The 15,885-nt window shown below is 42.4% G+C and carries 18 protein-coding genes; 6 read left to right on the forward strand and 12 right to left on the reverse strand.

Annotation, left to right across the window (positions count from 1 at the left end; all coding sequences use genetic code 11):
* Window positions 1-181 precede the first annotated feature (181 nt).
* The 6 genes from DHAF_RS06100 to DHAF_RS24965 all read left to right on the forward strand — a co-directional run bounded on the left by DHAF_RS06100 (window position 182) and on the right by DHAF_RS24965 (window position 4,112).
* The gene (locus tag DHAF_RS06100; protein ID WP_015943286.1) at window positions 182-721 is read left to right on the forward strand and encodes a hypothetical protein; all 540 of its coding nucleotides are present in this window, start codon (window positions 182-184) and stop codon (window positions 719-721) included.
* Between the two features lie 206 nt (window positions 722-927).
* The gene (locus tag DHAF_RS06105; protein WP_015943287.1) at window positions 928-1,248 is read left to right on the forward strand and encodes an ArsR/SmtB family transcription factor; all 321 of its coding nucleotides are present in this window, start codon (window positions 928-930) and stop codon (window positions 1,246-1,248) included.
* Between the two features lie 54 nt (window positions 1,249-1,302).
* Entirely contained in the window at window positions 1,303-1,842 is a 540-nt protein-coding gene (locus DHAF_RS06110) for a thioredoxin family protein (protein WP_015943288.1), read from the forward strand.
* Window positions 1,842-2,543 (forward strand): cytochrome c biogenesis CcdA family protein, encoded by a 702-nt coding sequence (locus DHAF_RS06115; protein WP_015943289.1) that lies wholly within the window; start codon window positions 1,842-1,844, stop codon window positions 2,541-2,543. Before DHAF_RS06110 ends, DHAF_RS06115 begins: the two co-directional genes overlap by 1 nt.
* Before the next feature lie 118 nt (window positions 2,544-2,661).
* The gene (locus DHAF_RS06120; protein ID WP_015943290.1) at window positions 2,662-3,816 is read left to right on the forward strand and encodes an aminotransferase class V-fold PLP-dependent enzyme; all 1,155 of its coding nucleotides are present in this window, start codon (window positions 2,662-2,664) and stop codon (window positions 3,814-3,816) included.
* Between the two features lie 35 nt (window positions 3,817-3,851).
* Window positions 3,852-4,112 carry a putative Se/S carrier protein gene (locus DHAF_RS24965; protein ID WP_015943291.1) on the forward strand — a complete coding sequence of 87 codons (261 nt, stop codon included), beginning with the start codon at window positions 3,852-3,854 and terminating at the stop codon, window positions 4,110-4,112.
* Between the two features lie 97 nt (window positions 4,113-4,209).
* On the opposite strand, the gene DHAF_RS06125 is transcribed toward DHAF_RS24965, so the two are convergent.
* The 12 genes from DHAF_RS06125 to DHAF_RS06175 form a co-directional block, all read right to left on the reverse strand.
* Window positions 4,210-4,440 carry a thioredoxin family protein gene (locus tag DHAF_RS06125; protein ID WP_015943292.1) on the reverse strand — a complete coding sequence of 77 codons (231 nt, stop codon included), beginning with the start codon at window positions 4,438-4,440 and terminating at the stop codon, window positions 4,210-4,212.
* A 33-nt stretch (window positions 4,441-4,473) separates the two neighbouring features.
* Window positions 4,474-4,587, reverse strand: coding sequence for a 4Fe-4S binding protein (locus DHAF_RS25645; RefSeq protein ID WP_015943293.1), 114 nt, complete (start codon window positions 4,585-4,587; stop codon window positions 4,474-4,476).
* Window positions 4,588-4,609: 22 nt separating this feature from the next.
* Window positions 4,610-5,614: a permease gene (locus DHAF_RS06130; protein ID WP_015943294.1), complete on the reverse strand. Its 1,005-nt coding sequence runs from the start codon at window positions 5,612-5,614 to the stop codon at window positions 4,610-4,612.
* Window positions 5,615-5,654: 40 nt separating this feature from the next.
* Entirely contained in the window at window positions 5,655-6,029 is a 375-nt protein-coding gene (locus DHAF_RS06135) for an ArsR/SmtB family transcription factor (RefSeq protein WP_338009694.1), read from the reverse strand.
* A 250-nt stretch (window positions 6,030-6,279) separates the two neighbouring features.
* Window positions 6,280-7,134, reverse strand: a complete 855-nt coding sequence (locus DHAF_RS06140) for a rhodanese-like domain-containing protein (protein WP_015943296.1) — start codon at window positions 7,132-7,134, stop codon at window positions 6,280-6,282.
* A 281-nt stretch (window positions 7,135-7,415) separates the two neighbouring features.
* Window positions 7,416-8,003: a TorD/DmsD family molecular chaperone gene (locus DHAF_RS06145; protein WP_015943297.1), complete on the reverse strand. Its 588-nt coding sequence runs from the start codon at window positions 8,001-8,003 to the stop codon at window positions 7,416-7,418.
* An 88-nt stretch (window positions 8,004-8,091) separates the two neighbouring features.
* Complete coding sequence (locus tag DHAF_RS06150; RefSeq protein ID WP_015943298.1) at window positions 8,092-8,778, reverse strand: 4Fe-4S dicluster domain-containing protein; 687 nt, start codon at window positions 8,776-8,778, stop codon at window positions 8,092-8,094.
* A gap of 26 nt (window positions 8,779-8,804) precedes the next feature.
* Complete coding sequence (locus DHAF_RS06155; RefSeq protein ID WP_015943299.1) at window positions 8,805-11,336, reverse strand: molybdopterin-dependent oxidoreductase; 2,532 nt, start codon at window positions 11,334-11,336, stop codon at window positions 8,805-8,807.
* 124 nt (window positions 11,337-11,460) lie between these two features.
* A complete protein-coding gene (nrfD, locus tag DHAF_RS06160; protein ID WP_015943300.1) occupies window positions 11,461-12,375 on the reverse strand; it encodes an NrfD/PsrC family molybdoenzyme membrane anchor subunit in 915 nt (304 codons plus the stop codon).
* A gap of 257 nt (window positions 12,376-12,632) precedes the next feature.
* Window positions 12,633-13,280, reverse strand: coding sequence for a response regulator (locus DHAF_RS06165; protein WP_015943301.1), 648 nt, complete (start codon window positions 13,278-13,280; stop codon window positions 12,633-12,635).
* Between the two features lie 4 nt (window positions 13,281-13,284).
* Window positions 13,285-14,733, reverse strand: coding sequence for a HAMP domain-containing sensor histidine kinase (locus DHAF_RS06170; RefSeq protein WP_015943302.1), 1,449 nt, complete (start codon window positions 14,731-14,733; stop codon window positions 13,285-13,287).
* A complete protein-coding gene (locus DHAF_RS06175; RefSeq protein ID WP_015943303.1) occupies window positions 14,733-15,698 on the reverse strand; it encodes a substrate-binding domain-containing protein in 966 nt (321 codons plus the stop codon). The genes DHAF_RS06170 and DHAF_RS06175 overlap by 1 nt, the downstream gene beginning before the upstream one ends.
* Window positions 15,699-15,885: the final 187 nt, after the last annotated feature.

Genomic DNA, 15,885 nt, shown 5'->3' on the forward strand with positions numbered 1-15,885 from the left:
GAGAGATACTCAAGACCTTGAATTCCCGGTCGTCTTTAATGGCAGCCATTGTAGGGTTTTTCCGTAGATACACCTTGAATAATTAGGAATAATCCTGACGAAAAATGGGGACATTCCTGCTTGTTTAATGTGAAAATAATAGTTAGAATAAACTGAGAAGTTTAAGAATGGGGGATGGCCGATGGACCGTTCTGAACTAGCAAGGGCACAGTCAAGGAAAGACGTTTATTTTTTCTTATATACTTGTCTATCACGTGATCCTTCGTTTCAGTTTATCCTATCGTTACTGGGTGAGCACTTTGATCGATGTTTCGTCGGTATTAAGGAAGTTTGCCCTAGTTGTATTGAATTCGAAAAAGCTCTTCAGACATGGAAGGTAAATACAAAGGTGCGTAAAAGAGTTCGGGAAGATTACACTAATCTTTCTCATCGTAAAGAAGGATTTAAAGAGTTATGCGGCCTACTCAAGCAAATGGAAGAGCTAGTTAATAAAGAAATCATAATCCGTCAAGCCGATAGAAGAGAGCAAGTTGATGGGATTTTACTGGCTCAGATTAAGTTGCTTGAGGAACACTCCTCAAAGTACAATTCTCAGAGAATCCATGATATTACCTGTAAGAGTTTTACTGAGTTTTATCGCTCTCTATTTTATACTGTCAGCGAATTTCTTGCTATAGACTTTAAAGAACTAAAGAAAATGCTAGATTATTGCATAGCTTAAGAAAGGTTTCTTGCCTCCTTAATCATAGACGCCTCCTGTACATAACCGCAGGAGGCATCGTTTTTTAGTTATTGACTTGCCAGACGGTCGGACCCGAGGAATAGGTCTAATTGCTAATGGAATTATTTACAAAATCAAATTCATATAATATAATAAAATTAAAATATTAGAAAATACTAATGTAATTATCTGAATGAGGTGTGATAATGAACAATAATATGGGTAATCAACTTATTTCTAATGTATTCAAAGCCCTTAGCCACCCTACAAGAATTCAAATTATAAAGCTTTTAAGAAATGGTGAACTGTGCGTTTGCGATATCCTACCGAATCTTGACGCAGAGCAATCGAATACATCTCAACACCTGGCTGTCCTAAAAAATCAAGGTATTGTGGAAAGCCGAAAAGAGGGTTCAAAGGTTATCTACTCCATTAAGCATAATGAGGTTTATGAAATGATTGATTTCGCTGAGACCATAATTCTTCGTCAAATAGAAGATACCAAAACATCGTTGCTCAATAAATAGGGACTAAAAGGCTCTGCTGTATCTTATGTGGAAATTAACTGGGAGGTTAATCTAATGGGTGAGAACGAAAACCGGAAATCCAATCGAATTGTCCTAAAAATCGTTATCCCTCTTTTGCTATTGTCCATTGTCGCTGGTATATGGGCTATGAAGAATTCAGATAGTGGCCTTGCATCGGAAAGTAACATTAATCCTGATTTTGCATTGCATGTTACTCAAGAACTTGAGCTAGAAAAGTTAAAGTCATATGGGGTACCGGTTGTTATTGACTTTGGAGCAGATTCTTGTATTCCATGCAAAGAAATGGCTCCCGTCTTAAAAGAATTGAATGAAGAGCTGCAAGGAAGAGCAATTGTAAAGTTTGTTGATGTATGGAAATATGAGGAGTTTGCTAAAGGCTATCCCATCAACCTAATACCGACACAGATTTTTATTGATGCTGAAGGTCAGCCGTATAAACCGAAAGATCCTGAAGCAACACAAATGACGCTCTATTCTTTGAGAGAGACAGGAGAACATGTGTTTACGACACATGAAGGCGGTCTAACCAAAAATCAACTGTTAGAGATCTTGAAGGAAATGGGATTAGAATAATGGGTATAACAACAAATCTGTGGCTGGAATCGATTGCATCAGCAATATCAGTAAATACTTGGTTGGCGCCTTTTTTGGCTTTAGTTGCTGGGATTTTAACATCCATTACACCTTGTGCGCTAAGCAGTGTCCCCCTTGTGATTGGTTATGTAGGTGGTGCTGGACAGCGAGATGCAAGAAAGGCTTTCTGGCTTTCGGCAGTATTTGCACTAGGCATGTCGCTTACCTTTACCGTTTTAGGTACAGTTGCTTCGCTTTTGGGGAGACTTTTGCATGGAACGGGTTCCTGGTGGTACATATTTCTTGGTGTACTTATGCTTTTGATGGCATTGCAGATTTGGGGGATATATGATTTTGTTCCATCTTCATACGCCATCAGTAAAAATACGAAGCGTGGTTTTGGAGGGGCTTTTTTGGCAGGAATTTTAGGAGGGTTCTTCTCATCTCCCTGTGCAACGCCTGTTTTAGTGGTATTACTTGCTGTAGTGGCACAGGAAGGAAGCCTTATGTGGGGTATCTTACTTTTATTGCTCTATTCTTTAGGGCACAGTTTTCTGATCTTGATTGCAGGGACTTCAGTCGGTTTTGTACATACGTTATCATCTAGTGAGAAATATGGTAAATTAAGCAACCTACTAAAAATCCTCATGGGTTTAATCATTATGTGCATCAGCTTTTATATGTTTTATATAGGCTTCTAAAATGAGGAAGGAATATACGGCAACGCGAAAGATGAGTATCATCCAGTTCTATTAGCAATAAAGGATTTGCTTTACTAACCTAATTAAGTGCTTATAAAAAATCATGAGGAAGTGCGTTATGATTTACTTAGATAATGCTGCAACTACATGGCCTAAACCTCCTGAAGTAGTTCAAGCTATGGCTGACTTTATGATTAATATGGGTGGGAATTCTGGTAGGGGAACTCATTCCGCGTCTATTCAGGCTGCAAATGTAGTTTTTGATACACGAGTGGAGTTAGCTGAGCTTTTTGGGCTAAAGAATCCTTCGCGTATTGCTTTTACAAGCAATGCTACACACGCCATTAATCAAGCGCTGGTTGGATTGTTATACCCAGGCGATCATGTCATTACTTCATCATTGGAGCATAATGCAGTGGTTCGTCCCTTAAAAGCCTTAGAAAGATACGGTGTTTCTGTTACAGAAGTCTCTGGCGAACCGGGCAATGAATTTTCTTTAGAGCACTATCGGCAATCCTTTCAAAAAAATACAAAATGCGTAATTACCTTGCATGCATCCAATGTCACTGGAACTCTATTACCCATCGAGGAGATTGGAAAAATCGCCGGGGAACATGGCGTAAAATACATCGTTGATGCAGCCCAGACTGCGGGAGTGTTTGACATCGATCTTGAGACCCTACCTATAGATATTTTGACCTTTCCTGGTCACAAGGGCTTACTCGGTCCCCAGGGAACTGGAGGTCTAGCACTCCGGGAGGGCGTTAACCTCAAACCTTTAATTTACGGGGGGACCGGGAGCTTGTCTGAATCGGAAAACCAGCCCGATTTCTTACCGGATGCGTTGGAAAGTGGCACATTGAACGGAGTGGGAATTGCAGGACTAGGAGCAAGTGTTCAGTATCTCAGAAGCTTAGGGTTACATGTGATACGGAAAAGAGAGCTTGAGCTATGCCAACAGCTTATAGATGGGTTAAGTGAAATTCCAGAGGTAAAGATTTACGGAGAGAATAACGCTTTAAACCGAGCACCTATTGTCTCTTTTAATATCGGTTCACTAGATTCTATGTTCGTTGCTGATCGATTGGATCAAGTTTATGGAATCCGGAGCCGAGCGGGAATGCATTGCGCACCTCATGCTCACCGAATGTTCAAAACGATCAGTCAAGGAGTTATTCGGTTTAGTCCGTCGCATTTTACTCAATCTGAAGAAATTGCTGAAGCGATCCAAGCTGTTAGGAATTTGGCGAAGGAATTCGAGAGGACTGTATGAGGGAAAGGAATAATGATGGAAGGAGAGATGGATTAATGCTTTATGGATCATTAATTGAATATCGTGCCTTGGTTACATTTCCATCCTTAACTCAATCGCTCGGTGCAGAACGGGTGCTTAAGCGTTTAGATTGCCCCTATGCCTCGATACCTACACCGCGGAGTGTAAGATCAGGGTGTAATACGGCCATATGCTTTCCCATAGAGCGTAGAGAAATCATTGAAGATTTAATTGATAGTGGAGTTGTGTTTCTTGGGGCATATGAAGCGACGGACGAAGGGTTTACAAATTTATAAGAAGATGTTGTAAACGGATATGAGAAAAGAGACCGTACACACCGGTCTCTTTTCAGTAAAGGCTATGACTTTAAGAGAAAGCAGTTGGAAATCAATCTTAGTTAAGATATTTCTTTATCTCTTCCGCAGAGAGCACTTTTCCCATGACTTTTACTTGTTCATTAACTACAAGAGCCGGGGTTTTCATGACGCCATAGGCCATAATGGCTTGAAGATCCTCAACTTTTTCGACAACAGCATCAAGCCCTAATTCTTTAATCGCTTCTTTAGCATTTGCCTCTAACTTTTTACAATTAGCACAACCTGTCCCTAGAATTTTAATAACCATATAAATATCCCCTTTCAATTATTATTAGCAAAATTACCTTTGGTTTATTGGTGTTTGGTTCGTAAACCCCGTGGGTACTTTTGCGACACAGGCACCGCACTCTGTACAGGTCTCATAGTCAATTACCGGGTACCAGTTCTTTGACATGCTATTCCTCCTTTTACACTAATTACAATAGCAAGTAACCATAAATATTAAAGGTATACCCAATTATGAGAATCCCTATGGTAACAACACTGACGAAGATGACAAGAAGCTTCATTTTGACCACTCTTTTTAGCATAATCAGTGAAGGAAGAGACAGTGCCGTAACAGCCATCATGAAGGATAGTGCAGTTCCGAGTCCGACTCCTTTTAAGACAAGAGCTTCAGCAATTGGTAACGTTCCAAAAATATCAGCATACATAGGCATACCGACAAATGTAGCCAGTAATACAGAATACCATTTGTCCTGTCCCAGTGCAGCAGAGATTATTGACTGAGGAATCCAGTTATGAATGGCAGCCCCGATCCCGACACCAATCAGTATATATAACCAAACTCTTCTAATAATATCCAGAACTTGATTTTTAGAAAAATCGATTCGATCTTTAAAGGTCAGCTCTTCTTGTTCAACCTCAGCCATTTTATTGTTAAGCACAAAAGGCTCGATATATTTTTCTAACTTTGACTTTCCAATAATGGTTCCTCCGACCACCGCAAGAACAAGCCCCACAACCACATAGGCAATAGCAATTTTCCAATTGAAGATACTTGCCAGCAAAATTACAGAGGCTAAATCGACAAGTGGAGAAGAGATGAGGAACGAAAAAGTAACACCTAGAGGGAGGCCGGCACTGGTAAATCCAATAAAAAGGGGTATGGAGGAACATGAACAAAAGGGAGTTACGGTACCTAGGAGTGCACCGAGAATATTTCCCGAGATCCCATTAAATCTACCGAGGATTTTCTTTGTCCTTTCAGGTGGGAAGTAACTTTGAATATAGGAAATTATAAATATTAATACTGATAACAAGATGAATATTTTAAGGACATCGTAGATGAAAAAGTGAATGCTGCCGCCTAAACGATCAGAGATGCTAAGGCCAAACACATTTTCAACTAAGCTTTCTGTTAAATCCGAAAGCCACTGCATTTTTAACAGCTGGTTATTTAACCAATCAAAAATAAACATAAAATCCGACTCCTTATAAATCTAACTCTCCATTGGTTGATTAATCCTCTTTGAGGTTACAGCACGCATTCAGGTATATTTCCTTGTCTTCGAGGCGATTCTGATCAGTGATGAGTTGAGGGTAAGATTCTAGGTCCCTCAAAATACTCCTTAAGATATTAATGAGAGTTTGATTTTCCTTTTTTAATGAATAAAAAACAAATTTCTCCTTTCTCATATCAGAAACCAGGTTTGTGTCTCTCAATTTGGATAAACTTTTTGAAATTTTAGGTTGTGGAAGATCTAATACTCCACTGAGCTCACAAACACACAGTTCCTCCTGGTACAAGAGAATAAGTACTCTTAATCGAGTTTCGTCAGATAATATTTTAAAGATATTAGTTAATGATGATGTCATAAGCATATCTCCTTTCATCTACATATGCACATAAGTGAATATGAATAAATTATAGTACTATAAAAGGATTTAGTCAATATAAAACTGTGAGTAAAAGTCTGCTGGTAGCTGCAGAAAGATTCCAATTAGGCAATTAAAAAATAGTCATATGCAAAGACCGAAACGGGTAAGTACTCGTTTCGGTCTTAAGGTTACAATTAGTATTTGCTAGAAGACTCCAATTGTTCTAATAGGTGTGAGTCGAATAAGGTAGGACGTGCTATAAGGCTTACTCGAATGTATAGTTACCAGCCTTGTCGATAATCATTCTGTTGTCTAAAACAAACACATTCATGTAGCCTTCTGCCTTTAAGTGAGCCTGGGTTACTCTAGCCTTAGTCCCAGCATTACAATGTACGAGAATAACAGAATCTTTATTGGGAATGGCTTGCTCTACGATAGCCATTGTAGCAACGTGATCCACAGTGAAGGTTTCGGCAGCACCTAGATTCATGGCTCCCTTGATATTACCAGTTTCATGATCGACCTTATTGCGTGTATCGATTATGTAGTAATCTTTACCGATTTCACCAATCATTTTGGCTTGCCACGCATTAGGTTTTAAGTGCTCAGTATTAGCATTGATTTTAGCGGCACCAATGTAACCTTTAGAGTCGAAGGCTGTCCAGCCATTGAGTCCATATACATTGGTATAACCTGCTTCTACAAATTTAGCCAGGTGAGCCTTGACACGCCCTCCAGATTTGCAGTGAAGCAGAATTAAGGCGTCCTTGGGGATGGCTGTTAATTTTTCGTTAATAATGGTCATGTCGCCCTTGGCCAATGTTTCATTGGCATCGATGTTAATAGAGCCTTCTATAGCTTTTTCTAGCTTGATCTCAGCAGGGGTACGAAGATCTATCACATAGTAGTCCTTGTTGATTTCCCCACTCATTTTTGCTTTCCAAGCGTCAAACTCTAGCAAATTAGTCTGAAATAGATCTTGTGTAGGAGTATTTGATATAGTCGACTGTGATGGTGCTGGTGATAGCGATGGTTGGGTAGTTGATTCGGAGTTACAGCCTGCAAGAAGGCTTGTGACCAGTATCAGGTATACAAGGTATAATACTGCTTTGGACCTCATTGATATTCATCCTTTCCTTCAAGTAAAGTTTTAACCTTGTGAAATTGTTAATATAAAGGTCAAACCCTATTGTATAAAATTAGGCATAAAAAGTATGTGATAAATATACAATTCTTGCGGTTTTCCTTGTTGTAATATGCATAATGGACTATGAAGAATTGAAGAAAGCCGAAAATTTCTGCATTGCCTGAAACACCAAGGATTATATTCATTGGTGTTTCCTCTTTAATCGTAGACGCCCCCTGTATAACCACAGGAGGCGTTCTTTTTGTTGTTATTATTTAGCTAACTAACTCTTGAGTTAATTTGGCTAATCCTTTGTAGAACTTGTTTTTGGAGTTGTTTTCAATTCTGTTGGCGAAATCCATGATCCAAGGCCTTAGGTATTTATTATTAAAGGCATCTTTCATAGTAAGCCACTTGTTGTCCTTGGTCTCAAGGTGTTTTGCAATAAGGTAATACAAAAATTCCAGTTCGGTGATAATGTGATCCGGAGGTTGTTTGAAATCATTTGATAATGTCAGACCAGCTTCCCGATATGCCTGTAACACTTCGACAGTAGAATCCCCCATGAGTCGGCGTTGACCATCCAAATAAATAGAGCCATAAGGCGGTGCCAGCAGGTCAAAAGGTCCAACAAATAATTTTGCATGTTCCAGTTTTAGATCCTCAAGATTTGTGTTACCGACGAAGAATTTTTCCATTTCGGATACTATAGGGATCAGATCTGGTCTGATATCCGTTAGAGTTTCCTTTAAAAAGGATAATACATCTTCCATTGCATCGGTAGGGGAACCATAGAGCAGGGAGATTAGTTTATAGATGTTTGCTGTTTGGGTTAATTCTTGGGTATCAAGGAGAGCAGTCATTGCTAAACCCAACCTTTCAAGTAAACGAGTATTTAGCAAACGGGCCGTAGTCGGCCCGTTTGCAGTTTTGATGAATAGTAGACGTATCTTAGAAATTTCTGATATAAAACACTCTTGGCTGAGTTCCAGCATTAGGTTTTAATTGTTTGTAACCATACTTACCAATGAGTTGACTGACTTCGCTTGTTGGATCATCGAAATCCCCAACAGTTCGAGCATCAGCTGGGCAGGAAGCTGCGCAGTAGGGTATTTCTCCCTTGGCTAAGCGATGGTCGCACAGGGTGCACTTTTCGACAATCCCTTTGGGACGAATACCGGCGTAAGTTGTTGCTCGATCAGGGTTATAATAGGGGACTTTTTCCTCAACCTTTTCCGCTACTTCTGCTCCATTTGTAGTCCCTTGCTCAATTACCGAGATCTTATCTCGCCAATAGCCATGGGGTTCTTTGGAGTTATAGTTAATGACTTCGTAGGGGCAGGCTTGCATGCAACTCTTACAGCCGATGCATTTATTGGGATCGTGGAGGGTCAACCCTTTATCATCCTTATACATGGCTTTGGTTGGGCAAGCTCTGACACAGGCTGCATTATCACAATGATTGCAAAGGGTAGGGACATATTCATAAGTTACATTAGGGAACACACCTGTTGTCTGCTTTATATGATGGGCCCAGAACATCCCCTGATCCACATTATTTTCATTCTTGCAGGCAATGCCGCAGGCTCCACAGCCCACGCATTTTTGCAAGTTAATGACCATTCCATATCGTGCCAATGTTATTCACCTCCGCGTTTTGTGAATTAAACTTTTTCGATTTTGATCCGGGTTACTCCACCGTGACGGGCAGTACTTCCACTCAAGCGCTCGAAGTCTGAAGGAAGAATTTCGTTGTTATTTCCTCCGCGCGGTGTTTTGCCATACTCCAAAGAGGCAATCTTACCATAGGCCCAGTGCCCTTGGCCATAACATTTACCCACTGTTCCAGGGCGAACGCCTTCCCAGAGCTTAGCCGTACAGGTGATGCTCCCTTGTGGAGAGGTAATACGGATGGTATCTCCGGATTGGATACCAAGACTTGCCCCATCCACTGGGTTGATTTTAGCTACATCATCCCAAGCCTCATCACCGGGGTCTACATCCTTAAATTCTTGATACCAAAGAGTATTGGCCGAGCGACCCTCCCGATTCAGTCTTGAACGATGCTCAAAGAAGATGAAGGGGTATTCCGCAGCATCACCATGACGGAAAGGCTCTTCGTAGTGAGGAACAAAGGCTTGTTCTCCCTTGGCTAAATATTTGGTTGCCTGCATAATATCATCAACCGTCGTTTTATGCTTTTCAGCATGACCTTCGAGGGCGGCTTTTAAGGTTTCGCTATAGAATTCAAATTTGGTGGTTTTTGTACCGAATTTATCCCAGTTTTTAAAATAAGCAGGTTCGACAGTGTTCCATACTCCCTTATCTACAAAATCCTGCCAGCCATTAAGAACATCCCCTTTTTTCACGGCACTGGGATCCCAGAGGGTATGCGTTAACATTTTAAGGCAAGCCATGGTGAATTCCTCGTGGGAGCTCGGAGTTTTACCGGTTTCGGGGTCTTTGACTTCGTTTTTAAAATAGTCCAAAAGATTGGGGAAGCCTTTTTTGGCTAAAGATTCAGCAAGAAGCCAGGAAACACCGGTTTCATCGTTTACTACGTCCCAAAGGGGCTCTACCACAGGTTGTTGGATAGAGGCAAAACCATATTTATTGGCTTTGCTCTTGTTGAAGGACCATTTCTCAAAGACATGCATGGGTGCAGGCAGGACGATATCAGCATACTGAGTCATCTCAGAGGGGTTGGTTGTAATATGAGCCAAGAAGGGAAGCTGCTCCAGGGCTTTTTCCCAGCGTTGGGCGCCGGTACAAGAGAAGGGGAGGTTACACCAATCGGCGATTGCCATTTTAATCTCGTACGGGTTTTTTTCTAACATTGCGTCAGCCACACGATTTGTGAGTACGCCACCCCCGGATTTTCCGTCTTTCAAGGCAGGGAATTCCTTATTGCCTCGTTGATCGATTTTTTTGGCTTTGGTTCCCTTTTTGGAGACATCATCCTGATAAGCTTCATAGCTGGGGAGCTTACCGGTGGGTACACTCGAGCCTCTCAAAGTACCTCCAATATTCTCGACTGAGCCTACCAAACCATTGAGGGCATGAGCGGCCATGGTGGTATAGGCTCCACGGACTTGCATGGAAGAACCAGGGGACAACCAGGAGATAGATCGAGGAGCTGCTTTGGCAAAGCCGCGGGCAACACGGATAATCTGATCTGCAGGTATACCTGCCCGTTCGGCAGCCCATTCCGGAGTACGATCCTTCAGTTCTAGATTCCACCACTTGACTATGCCAGAGGTATATTTTTCAGTAAAGGATTCTTCAGGAACTATTGCTCCTTTTTTAAAGAGATTAACTCCATCATTGAAATCACCCACAAAGTCTTTATTCCATAACCCATCCGTGAGGATGACATGGGCAATAGCGACAGCCAGAGCTCCATCTTCTCCTGGAATAACAGGCATCCATTCTTGAGATTTGGCAGCGGATGCGGAAAGACGGGGGTCGATAGTAACAATCGTTGCTTGGTCTGCGACATTACCCCATATATTCATAACATGAGGGACTTGGCGATTGGAGGCTACAGGGTCAGCTCCCCAGTTGAGGATATATCGAGTCTCAGCTAAGTCGTAATCCCGATAATCCCAGTAGGCTTCCGTATAATAGGGGCCGAATTTTTCGGCTTCTGCACAGATGGAGCTGTGAGAAATGTTATTGGGAGAGCCAAAAACTTTGGTGGTTGCATCGTAGAGGATATCCGTTGTTCCGGAATAGCGGCCACGGAAGAAGATATATTTCTCAGGCTCATTATTTTTGCGAAGTTCCATCATCTTATCGGCGATAGTATCAATAGCTTCCTCCCAAGTGATAGGGACGAATTTGGGATCTTCATTACGCCCTTTCACGGGGTTAGTGCGTTTCATTGGAACTTTAACTCGGTCTGGGTCATAGAGCTGTTGAATGGCTAGATGAGGACGTGGACAGATTTTGCCGTGACTGGCTTTACTGTTCGGATTTCCTCTGACTTTAATCACTCGGCCATCCACGACATAGGCTTGAATGGCACACCAGGTGGTACATCCTTGACAGAGCGTGCTCATCCATTTTCCTTCTGCACTAGGGGCGGTATTTTCGCCTTGAGCGAGAGCTTGAAGAGCCGGAAAACCTGTAGATCCAGCAACTAAGAGCCCGGTCGCTGCCGAAGCTTGCAGAAATCTTCTGCGTGTAATTTTCATTAAGTCCACCTCACAAAATTTTCTAATCGAATATTGGACAACTGACCAAACGCTTTAATTACAGAAGTTAACATGTATATGATATGGGGCTAAGCATTAAGTTATAGAGGGTTTAGATAGATAATTAGAAAAGGAAGGGTAGTTTTATTTGACCTGCTAAAAGAACAAGATGCTTGAAGGTAAATCCGCCAGCGATAATGAGGACTGAAAGTGCCAGCCCCATTCCTTTGGACATTTCTGCCGTCTTGTCTTTGATTAAAGAATAGAGGCTGCCGAGAAGTGGAAGAATCAAACCACAGATTAGAACTAAGCCAATCCACAATCCACCATACTGCTCCATAAGATTACTGTAGGTAGCTGCTGGTTCTAAACCGCTGCGGGTCATAGAGACTTGCCAGCTTATAACAAGAACCAGCTGAAGAGCACTTAGAATACACACTAGGAAGCTGAAGTTGAAGCCTTTAACGTCAGAAACGGAGGCTACTTCCCCAGACACGTTCTTAGGAACTCCGATGGAAATTCCCAACTCCTTGATTAAAATCATGAGCGCAGTGCCTCCTAATAGGGATGATACAAGGAACAGTGCAGTCACCATACCTCCTACCCAGAGGGGGCGACCAAGGGATGAGAGTAAAAGACCGTGATACCCACCGACTAATAGGGCAAATATTGCGCCTAGACCCAATACGCCCTTAAATAGAGAACCTGAGGTATTGTTTTTGAAATAGAGCCATGCATAGATTAAAGAAAGGATAACGAAAATCATTTGGACAATGCTTCCCCAGGAGGTTATGGATTGGGGATTAAAGTTGTAAAGGGTGGAAATAAATCGTGTGGGGCGACCAAGCTCGGATAGAAGGAAAAGAACCCCTCCGCCGACCAGGACTGGAGCTAAATAAGCCCCCATTGCAGCAAGTTTGTGGTAACGATTTTTGTCATAGACTGTGAGCAGGACTGAGAGGAGGAATAATCCGACTCCCAACCCTCCGAGGAACAGATCCAGTGTTACACGGATGTCCCATGGAGCATGCCATTCCATAAATAGAACCTCCTTTTTTGTGATTACTTTCATTATCAATTTTAACAATTATTAATTTTAGGTAAATCGGTAAGAACCCCGAAGAGTCAGGGAATTCCCTGACCATAAAATAGGGCAGTGCCATAATAAACTGAGGGCTCTGTGGGAACAGCTGGTGTTTATGGGCTTAAGCACAAAGTAATAAAAAAAAACGAATAGGGGAAAACCCCTACTCGTTAAAGTATAAATTATTAATAATTTTTGTTAATCATTTAGGTTTAGGTGGAGATATACCCCTGTTCAATAGCGTAACGGACCAGATCCGAGCGTTTGTGGCATTGTATTTTTTCCATGATGCGTGCTTTATGAGTTTCTACAGTTTTAACACTGACCGATAAAGATTCGCCGATCTCTTTATTGGTATAGCCTAAAGCAATATAGCGTAAAACTTCTTTTTCCCGTTCAGTCAGATTTGAAGCGGATCTGTTGTTATCCTTCCGGGGACTGTACATGGATTTTACCAGATTCTGAGCTAAACTGGAATCCAGGTAGATTTCACCTCCGGCTACATCCCGAATGGCCTGGAGCAACTCCGTATCAGCGGCCTGCTTAAGCACGTAGCCACTAGCCCCGGATTTTAAAGCTTCTTGCAGGTATTTTTCATCGGCATGCATAGTGAGCATTAATATCTTAGCTGAACTTACTTTTGATAACTTTTCTAAAGCTTGGAGGCCGCTCATATCAGGCATGGAAATATCCAGCAGGATAATATCCGGATTGATCTCTTTGATCTTCGCGATAGCAGCTGCTCCTGAATCTGCCTCTCCGATCACGACCATATCCTTTTGGGAATTAAGAATCATTTTTAGACCGCTGCGCAAAACAGAGTGATCGTCTACCAGAAGTAGTCTAATTTGGCGAGTCATCTATCTATCTCCTTTCCATAGGTATACGGACATATACCGCAGTGCCTTGATCTGGGGAAGATTCGATGGTGAACTCACCTCCTAAAAGTGAAGTTCGTTCCTGCATGCCGGCGATTCCCAGATGGCTATCACTGGCCGAAGACTTAAGGACCTGATCGACGTCAAAGCCTTTGCCATCATCTTCTATGATAAGATTGACATAATCCGGCTTGATTTCCAAGACAATACTTGCGTTGCGGGCTTCCGCATACTTGGCTACATTGGTTAGAGCTTCTTGAACAATCCGGTAGAGGGTTATTTCGATTTCATTGGGCAAACGGCTTGCAATCCGATTTTGCGCATGGAAATCCACATCCAAACGGTACTGTCGTTTGAAGAACTTGACAAAACGTTCAATGGCAGGAACCAAGCCCATATCATCAAGGACCGTAGGACGAAGTTCAACGGCAATGCGGTGGACTTCTTTCAAGGTTGAGGAGGCAAGCTCTTTGAGCTCGGATGCCATAGCGGGACTTTTTTCATGCTCTTCCAGTTCGCTGAGGTATTTTAGGCCGAGGATAAGGGAAGTCAGGCTTTGGCTGGCTTCATCATGAAGCTCACGGGAAATGCGTTTACGTTCATCCTCTTGAGCAGAAATGACCTTCTTGAGCAATTCTTGCCGGACTGTTTCCTTGGCTTGCAATTCCTCGACCAAAGCTTCTCGTTCCTGGGCATAGTTTTGGATACTTAAGGCCATGGCGTTAAAATTATGTCCTAAATCGGCTATTTCATCAGTACCATAGATGGATACCCGCAAGCTGTAATCACCAAGGGAGATTCCTTGGCTGGCGGCCGCCAGATCGCGGATTGGCTTTGTTACTAAATGGGAGATAAGGATTGCTCCGAAGATCCCGAGGAGTGAGATGATTACCGTAGTGATCAGGAGCAGCTGGGATAACTGATCGATGCTGCTGTAAATGCTGATTTCCGACATGCCAAGCCGCAGCCAGCCCACTTTACCGTCTGCTATAGGGACAAGAACATCAATAATTTCACCTTCATTGGAGTTAAAGGAGAGGGTGTTGTCATGAGAAAGGTCGGCGGGTATGGATCTTAAATTAAGGAGGCCGCTGGGAACACCTTCTCCAAAAGTATGGGTCACAAGTTCACCATTCTTATCAAAAATCATCAGGTAACGGATATCTTCGTAGTGAGAAGGAAGGCCTTGAAGGATTTCATATAATGAAAAGGAGTCCCCAATCAGCATAGGATTAGTGCTTCTTGCTGCTACATCACTGGCAATAGCCCGGCCTCTTTCCTTCAATTGCTCCCTTAAAATCTGCTGCATATGGGAGCGGGTTTCCATGATGACGATCAGGCCCAGCAGAGAGACAAAAAGAATAACAATCCCCATGATTTTCATTTTGATAGGAGCGGACTGAGGCCAATAAAAAAGCTTTTTTATAATGGTCATCAGCCAACCCCCACTTCCTGAGACATTTCCCAGACTCGATCATAGAGATCTAAATCAGCATGGACAAAGCGATCGAATTGAAGCAGGCGTAAGGCTTTGCGTCCTTCATCATCTAAATGAAGAGTAAGGAAGACATTCTTGATACGAGCCCGTAGTTCGGGATCAATCTGAGAGGAAACCACTACGGGGGGATTGCCGACTTCTTCCGATTGATCAATGACTTTTATTTTGTCCATAAGTTCTGGTCGGCGGGATAGGGTGAGATCGTAGATTAAACTGTCCACGGCAGCCCCATGGACAAGTCCTTCGGCAACGGCTTTGATGGAATTGTCATGGCTATAGGTAAATATCGTCTTGGAAAAAAAGCTGGAGGGATTATAGCCGGCTTTTTTCAGCATATATTGGGGAGCGATACGCCCGGAGAAAGAGAGCGGATCCGTATAGGCAAAGGTTTTTCCTTTTAAGTCTCTGAAAAAGTGGGCAGGGGAATGGGCAGGAACAATAATATAGGATCGGTATTTGGAGGAACCGGCAATTTCCGGGGCAACCAAGATACGTTCAGCTTGTTCAGCCTTATCTCTCCCGAGCAGAGCTCCGGAGCAGATGAAGGCCACCTGGACATCCCCATTTTCAATGAGATGATTGGTGTCTGAATAGTTTTCCCGCTGGACCATTTGAGCCTGCATATCTACCCGTTCACCCAGCAGATTTAATAAATCCCCATAGAGATCCACGTTTTCCATGGGAGTAATAACGGAGGCTACGGCAATACGCAGAAGTTCATTGCTATCATGTTCCTGTTTTTGAGGGGGGGCGTTGAGAATGGATAAATTAATTTCAGATTGGTTCCTAATAGGTTTGAAATCCCACCAGCCTACAGAAGCGGAAGTAAGGATTCCCAGCTGCAATAGGCCAAGAGTACCAATCCAGATGGCTTCCCTGCGCGTAAAAAGTTTATCAGACATTTCTCCCACCCTCTCGGTTTGTCTTACGTACCCCTATTATAGCAGAGAAGTCAAATAAAAGGGTATCCTGACGAGCATATTAGCTTAAGGCAGGTGTACGGTATAAGCAATGGGGAAGACTATTTCTTCAGGGACAATGGATTAAATAAATAGAAAGAGTAAAGATTTAATGAGCGAGCTGAAACAA

The organism is Desulfitobacterium hafniense DCB-2, assembly GCF_000021925.1.
GTDB classification, from domain to species: Bacteria; Bacillota; Desulfitobacteriia; order Desulfitobacteriales; family Desulfitobacteriaceae; genus Desulfitobacterium; species Desulfitobacterium hafniense.

Excerpts from the sequence above, each read along its gene's own strand:
- DHAF_RS06155 (WP_015943299.1), bottom strand. The coding sequence starts at position 11,336 with ATGAAAATTACACGCAGAAGATTTCTGCAAGCTTCGGCAGCGACCGGG.
- DHAF_RS06125 (WP_015943292.1), bottom strand. The coding sequence starts at position 4,440 with ATGGTTATTAAAATTCTAGGGACAGGTTGTGCTAATTGTAAAAAGTTA.
- DHAF_RS06130 (WP_015943294.1), bottom strand. The coding sequence starts at position 5,614 with ATGTTTATTTTTGATTGGTTAAATAACCAGCTGTTAAAAATGCAGTGG.
- nrfD (WP_015943300.1), bottom strand. The coding sequence starts at position 12,375 with ATGGAATGGCATGCTCCATGGGACATCCGTGTAACACTGGATCTGTTC.
- DHAF_RS25645 (WP_015943293.1), bottom strand. The coding sequence starts at position 4,587 with ATGTCAAAGAACTGGTACCCGGTAATTGACTATGAGACCTGTACAGAG.
- DHAF_RS06175 (WP_015943303.1), bottom strand. The coding sequence starts at position 15,698 with ATGTCTGATAAACTTTTTACGCGCAGGGAAGCCATCTGGATTGGTACT.
- DHAF_RS06140 (WP_015943296.1), bottom strand. The coding sequence starts at position 7,134 with ATGAGGTCCAAAGCAGTATTATACCTTGTATACCTGATACTGGTCACA.
- DHAF_RS06145 (WP_015943297.1), bottom strand. The coding sequence starts at position 8,003 with ATGACTGCTCTCCTTGATACCCAAGAATTAACCCAAACAGCAAACATC.
- DHAF_RS06110 (WP_015943288.1), top strand. The coding sequence starts at position 1,303 with ATGGGTGAGAACGAAAACCGGAAATCCAATCGAATTGTCCTAAAAATC.
- DHAF_RS24965 (WP_015943291.1), top strand. The coding sequence starts at position 3,852 with ATGCTTTATGGATCATTAATTGAATATCGTGCCTTGGTTACATTTCCA.
- DHAF_RS06115 (WP_015943289.1), top strand. The coding sequence starts at position 1,842 with ATGGGTATAACAACAAATCTGTGGCTGGAATCGATTGCATCAGCAATA.
- DHAF_RS06105 (WP_015943287.1), top strand. The coding sequence starts at position 928 with ATGAACAATAATATGGGTAATCAACTTATTTCTAATGTATTCAAAGCC.
- DHAF_RS06165 (WP_015943301.1), bottom strand. The coding sequence starts at position 13,280 with ATGACTCGCCAAATTAGACTACTTCTGGTAGACGATCACTCTGTTTTG.
- DHAF_RS06120 (WP_015943290.1), top strand. The coding sequence starts at position 2,662 with ATGATTTACTTAGATAATGCTGCAACTACATGGCCTAAACCTCCTGAA.
- DHAF_RS06170 (WP_015943302.1), bottom strand. The coding sequence starts at position 14,733 with ATGACCATTATAAAAAAGCTTTTTTATTGGCCTCAGTCCGCTCCTATC.
- DHAF_RS06135 (WP_338009694.1), bottom strand. The coding sequence starts at position 6,029 with ATGAAAGGAGATATGCTTATGACATCATCATTAACTAATATCTTTAAA.
- DHAF_RS06100 (WP_015943286.1), top strand. The coding sequence starts at position 182 with ATGGACCGTTCTGAACTAGCAAGGGCACAGTCAAGGAAAGACGTTTAT.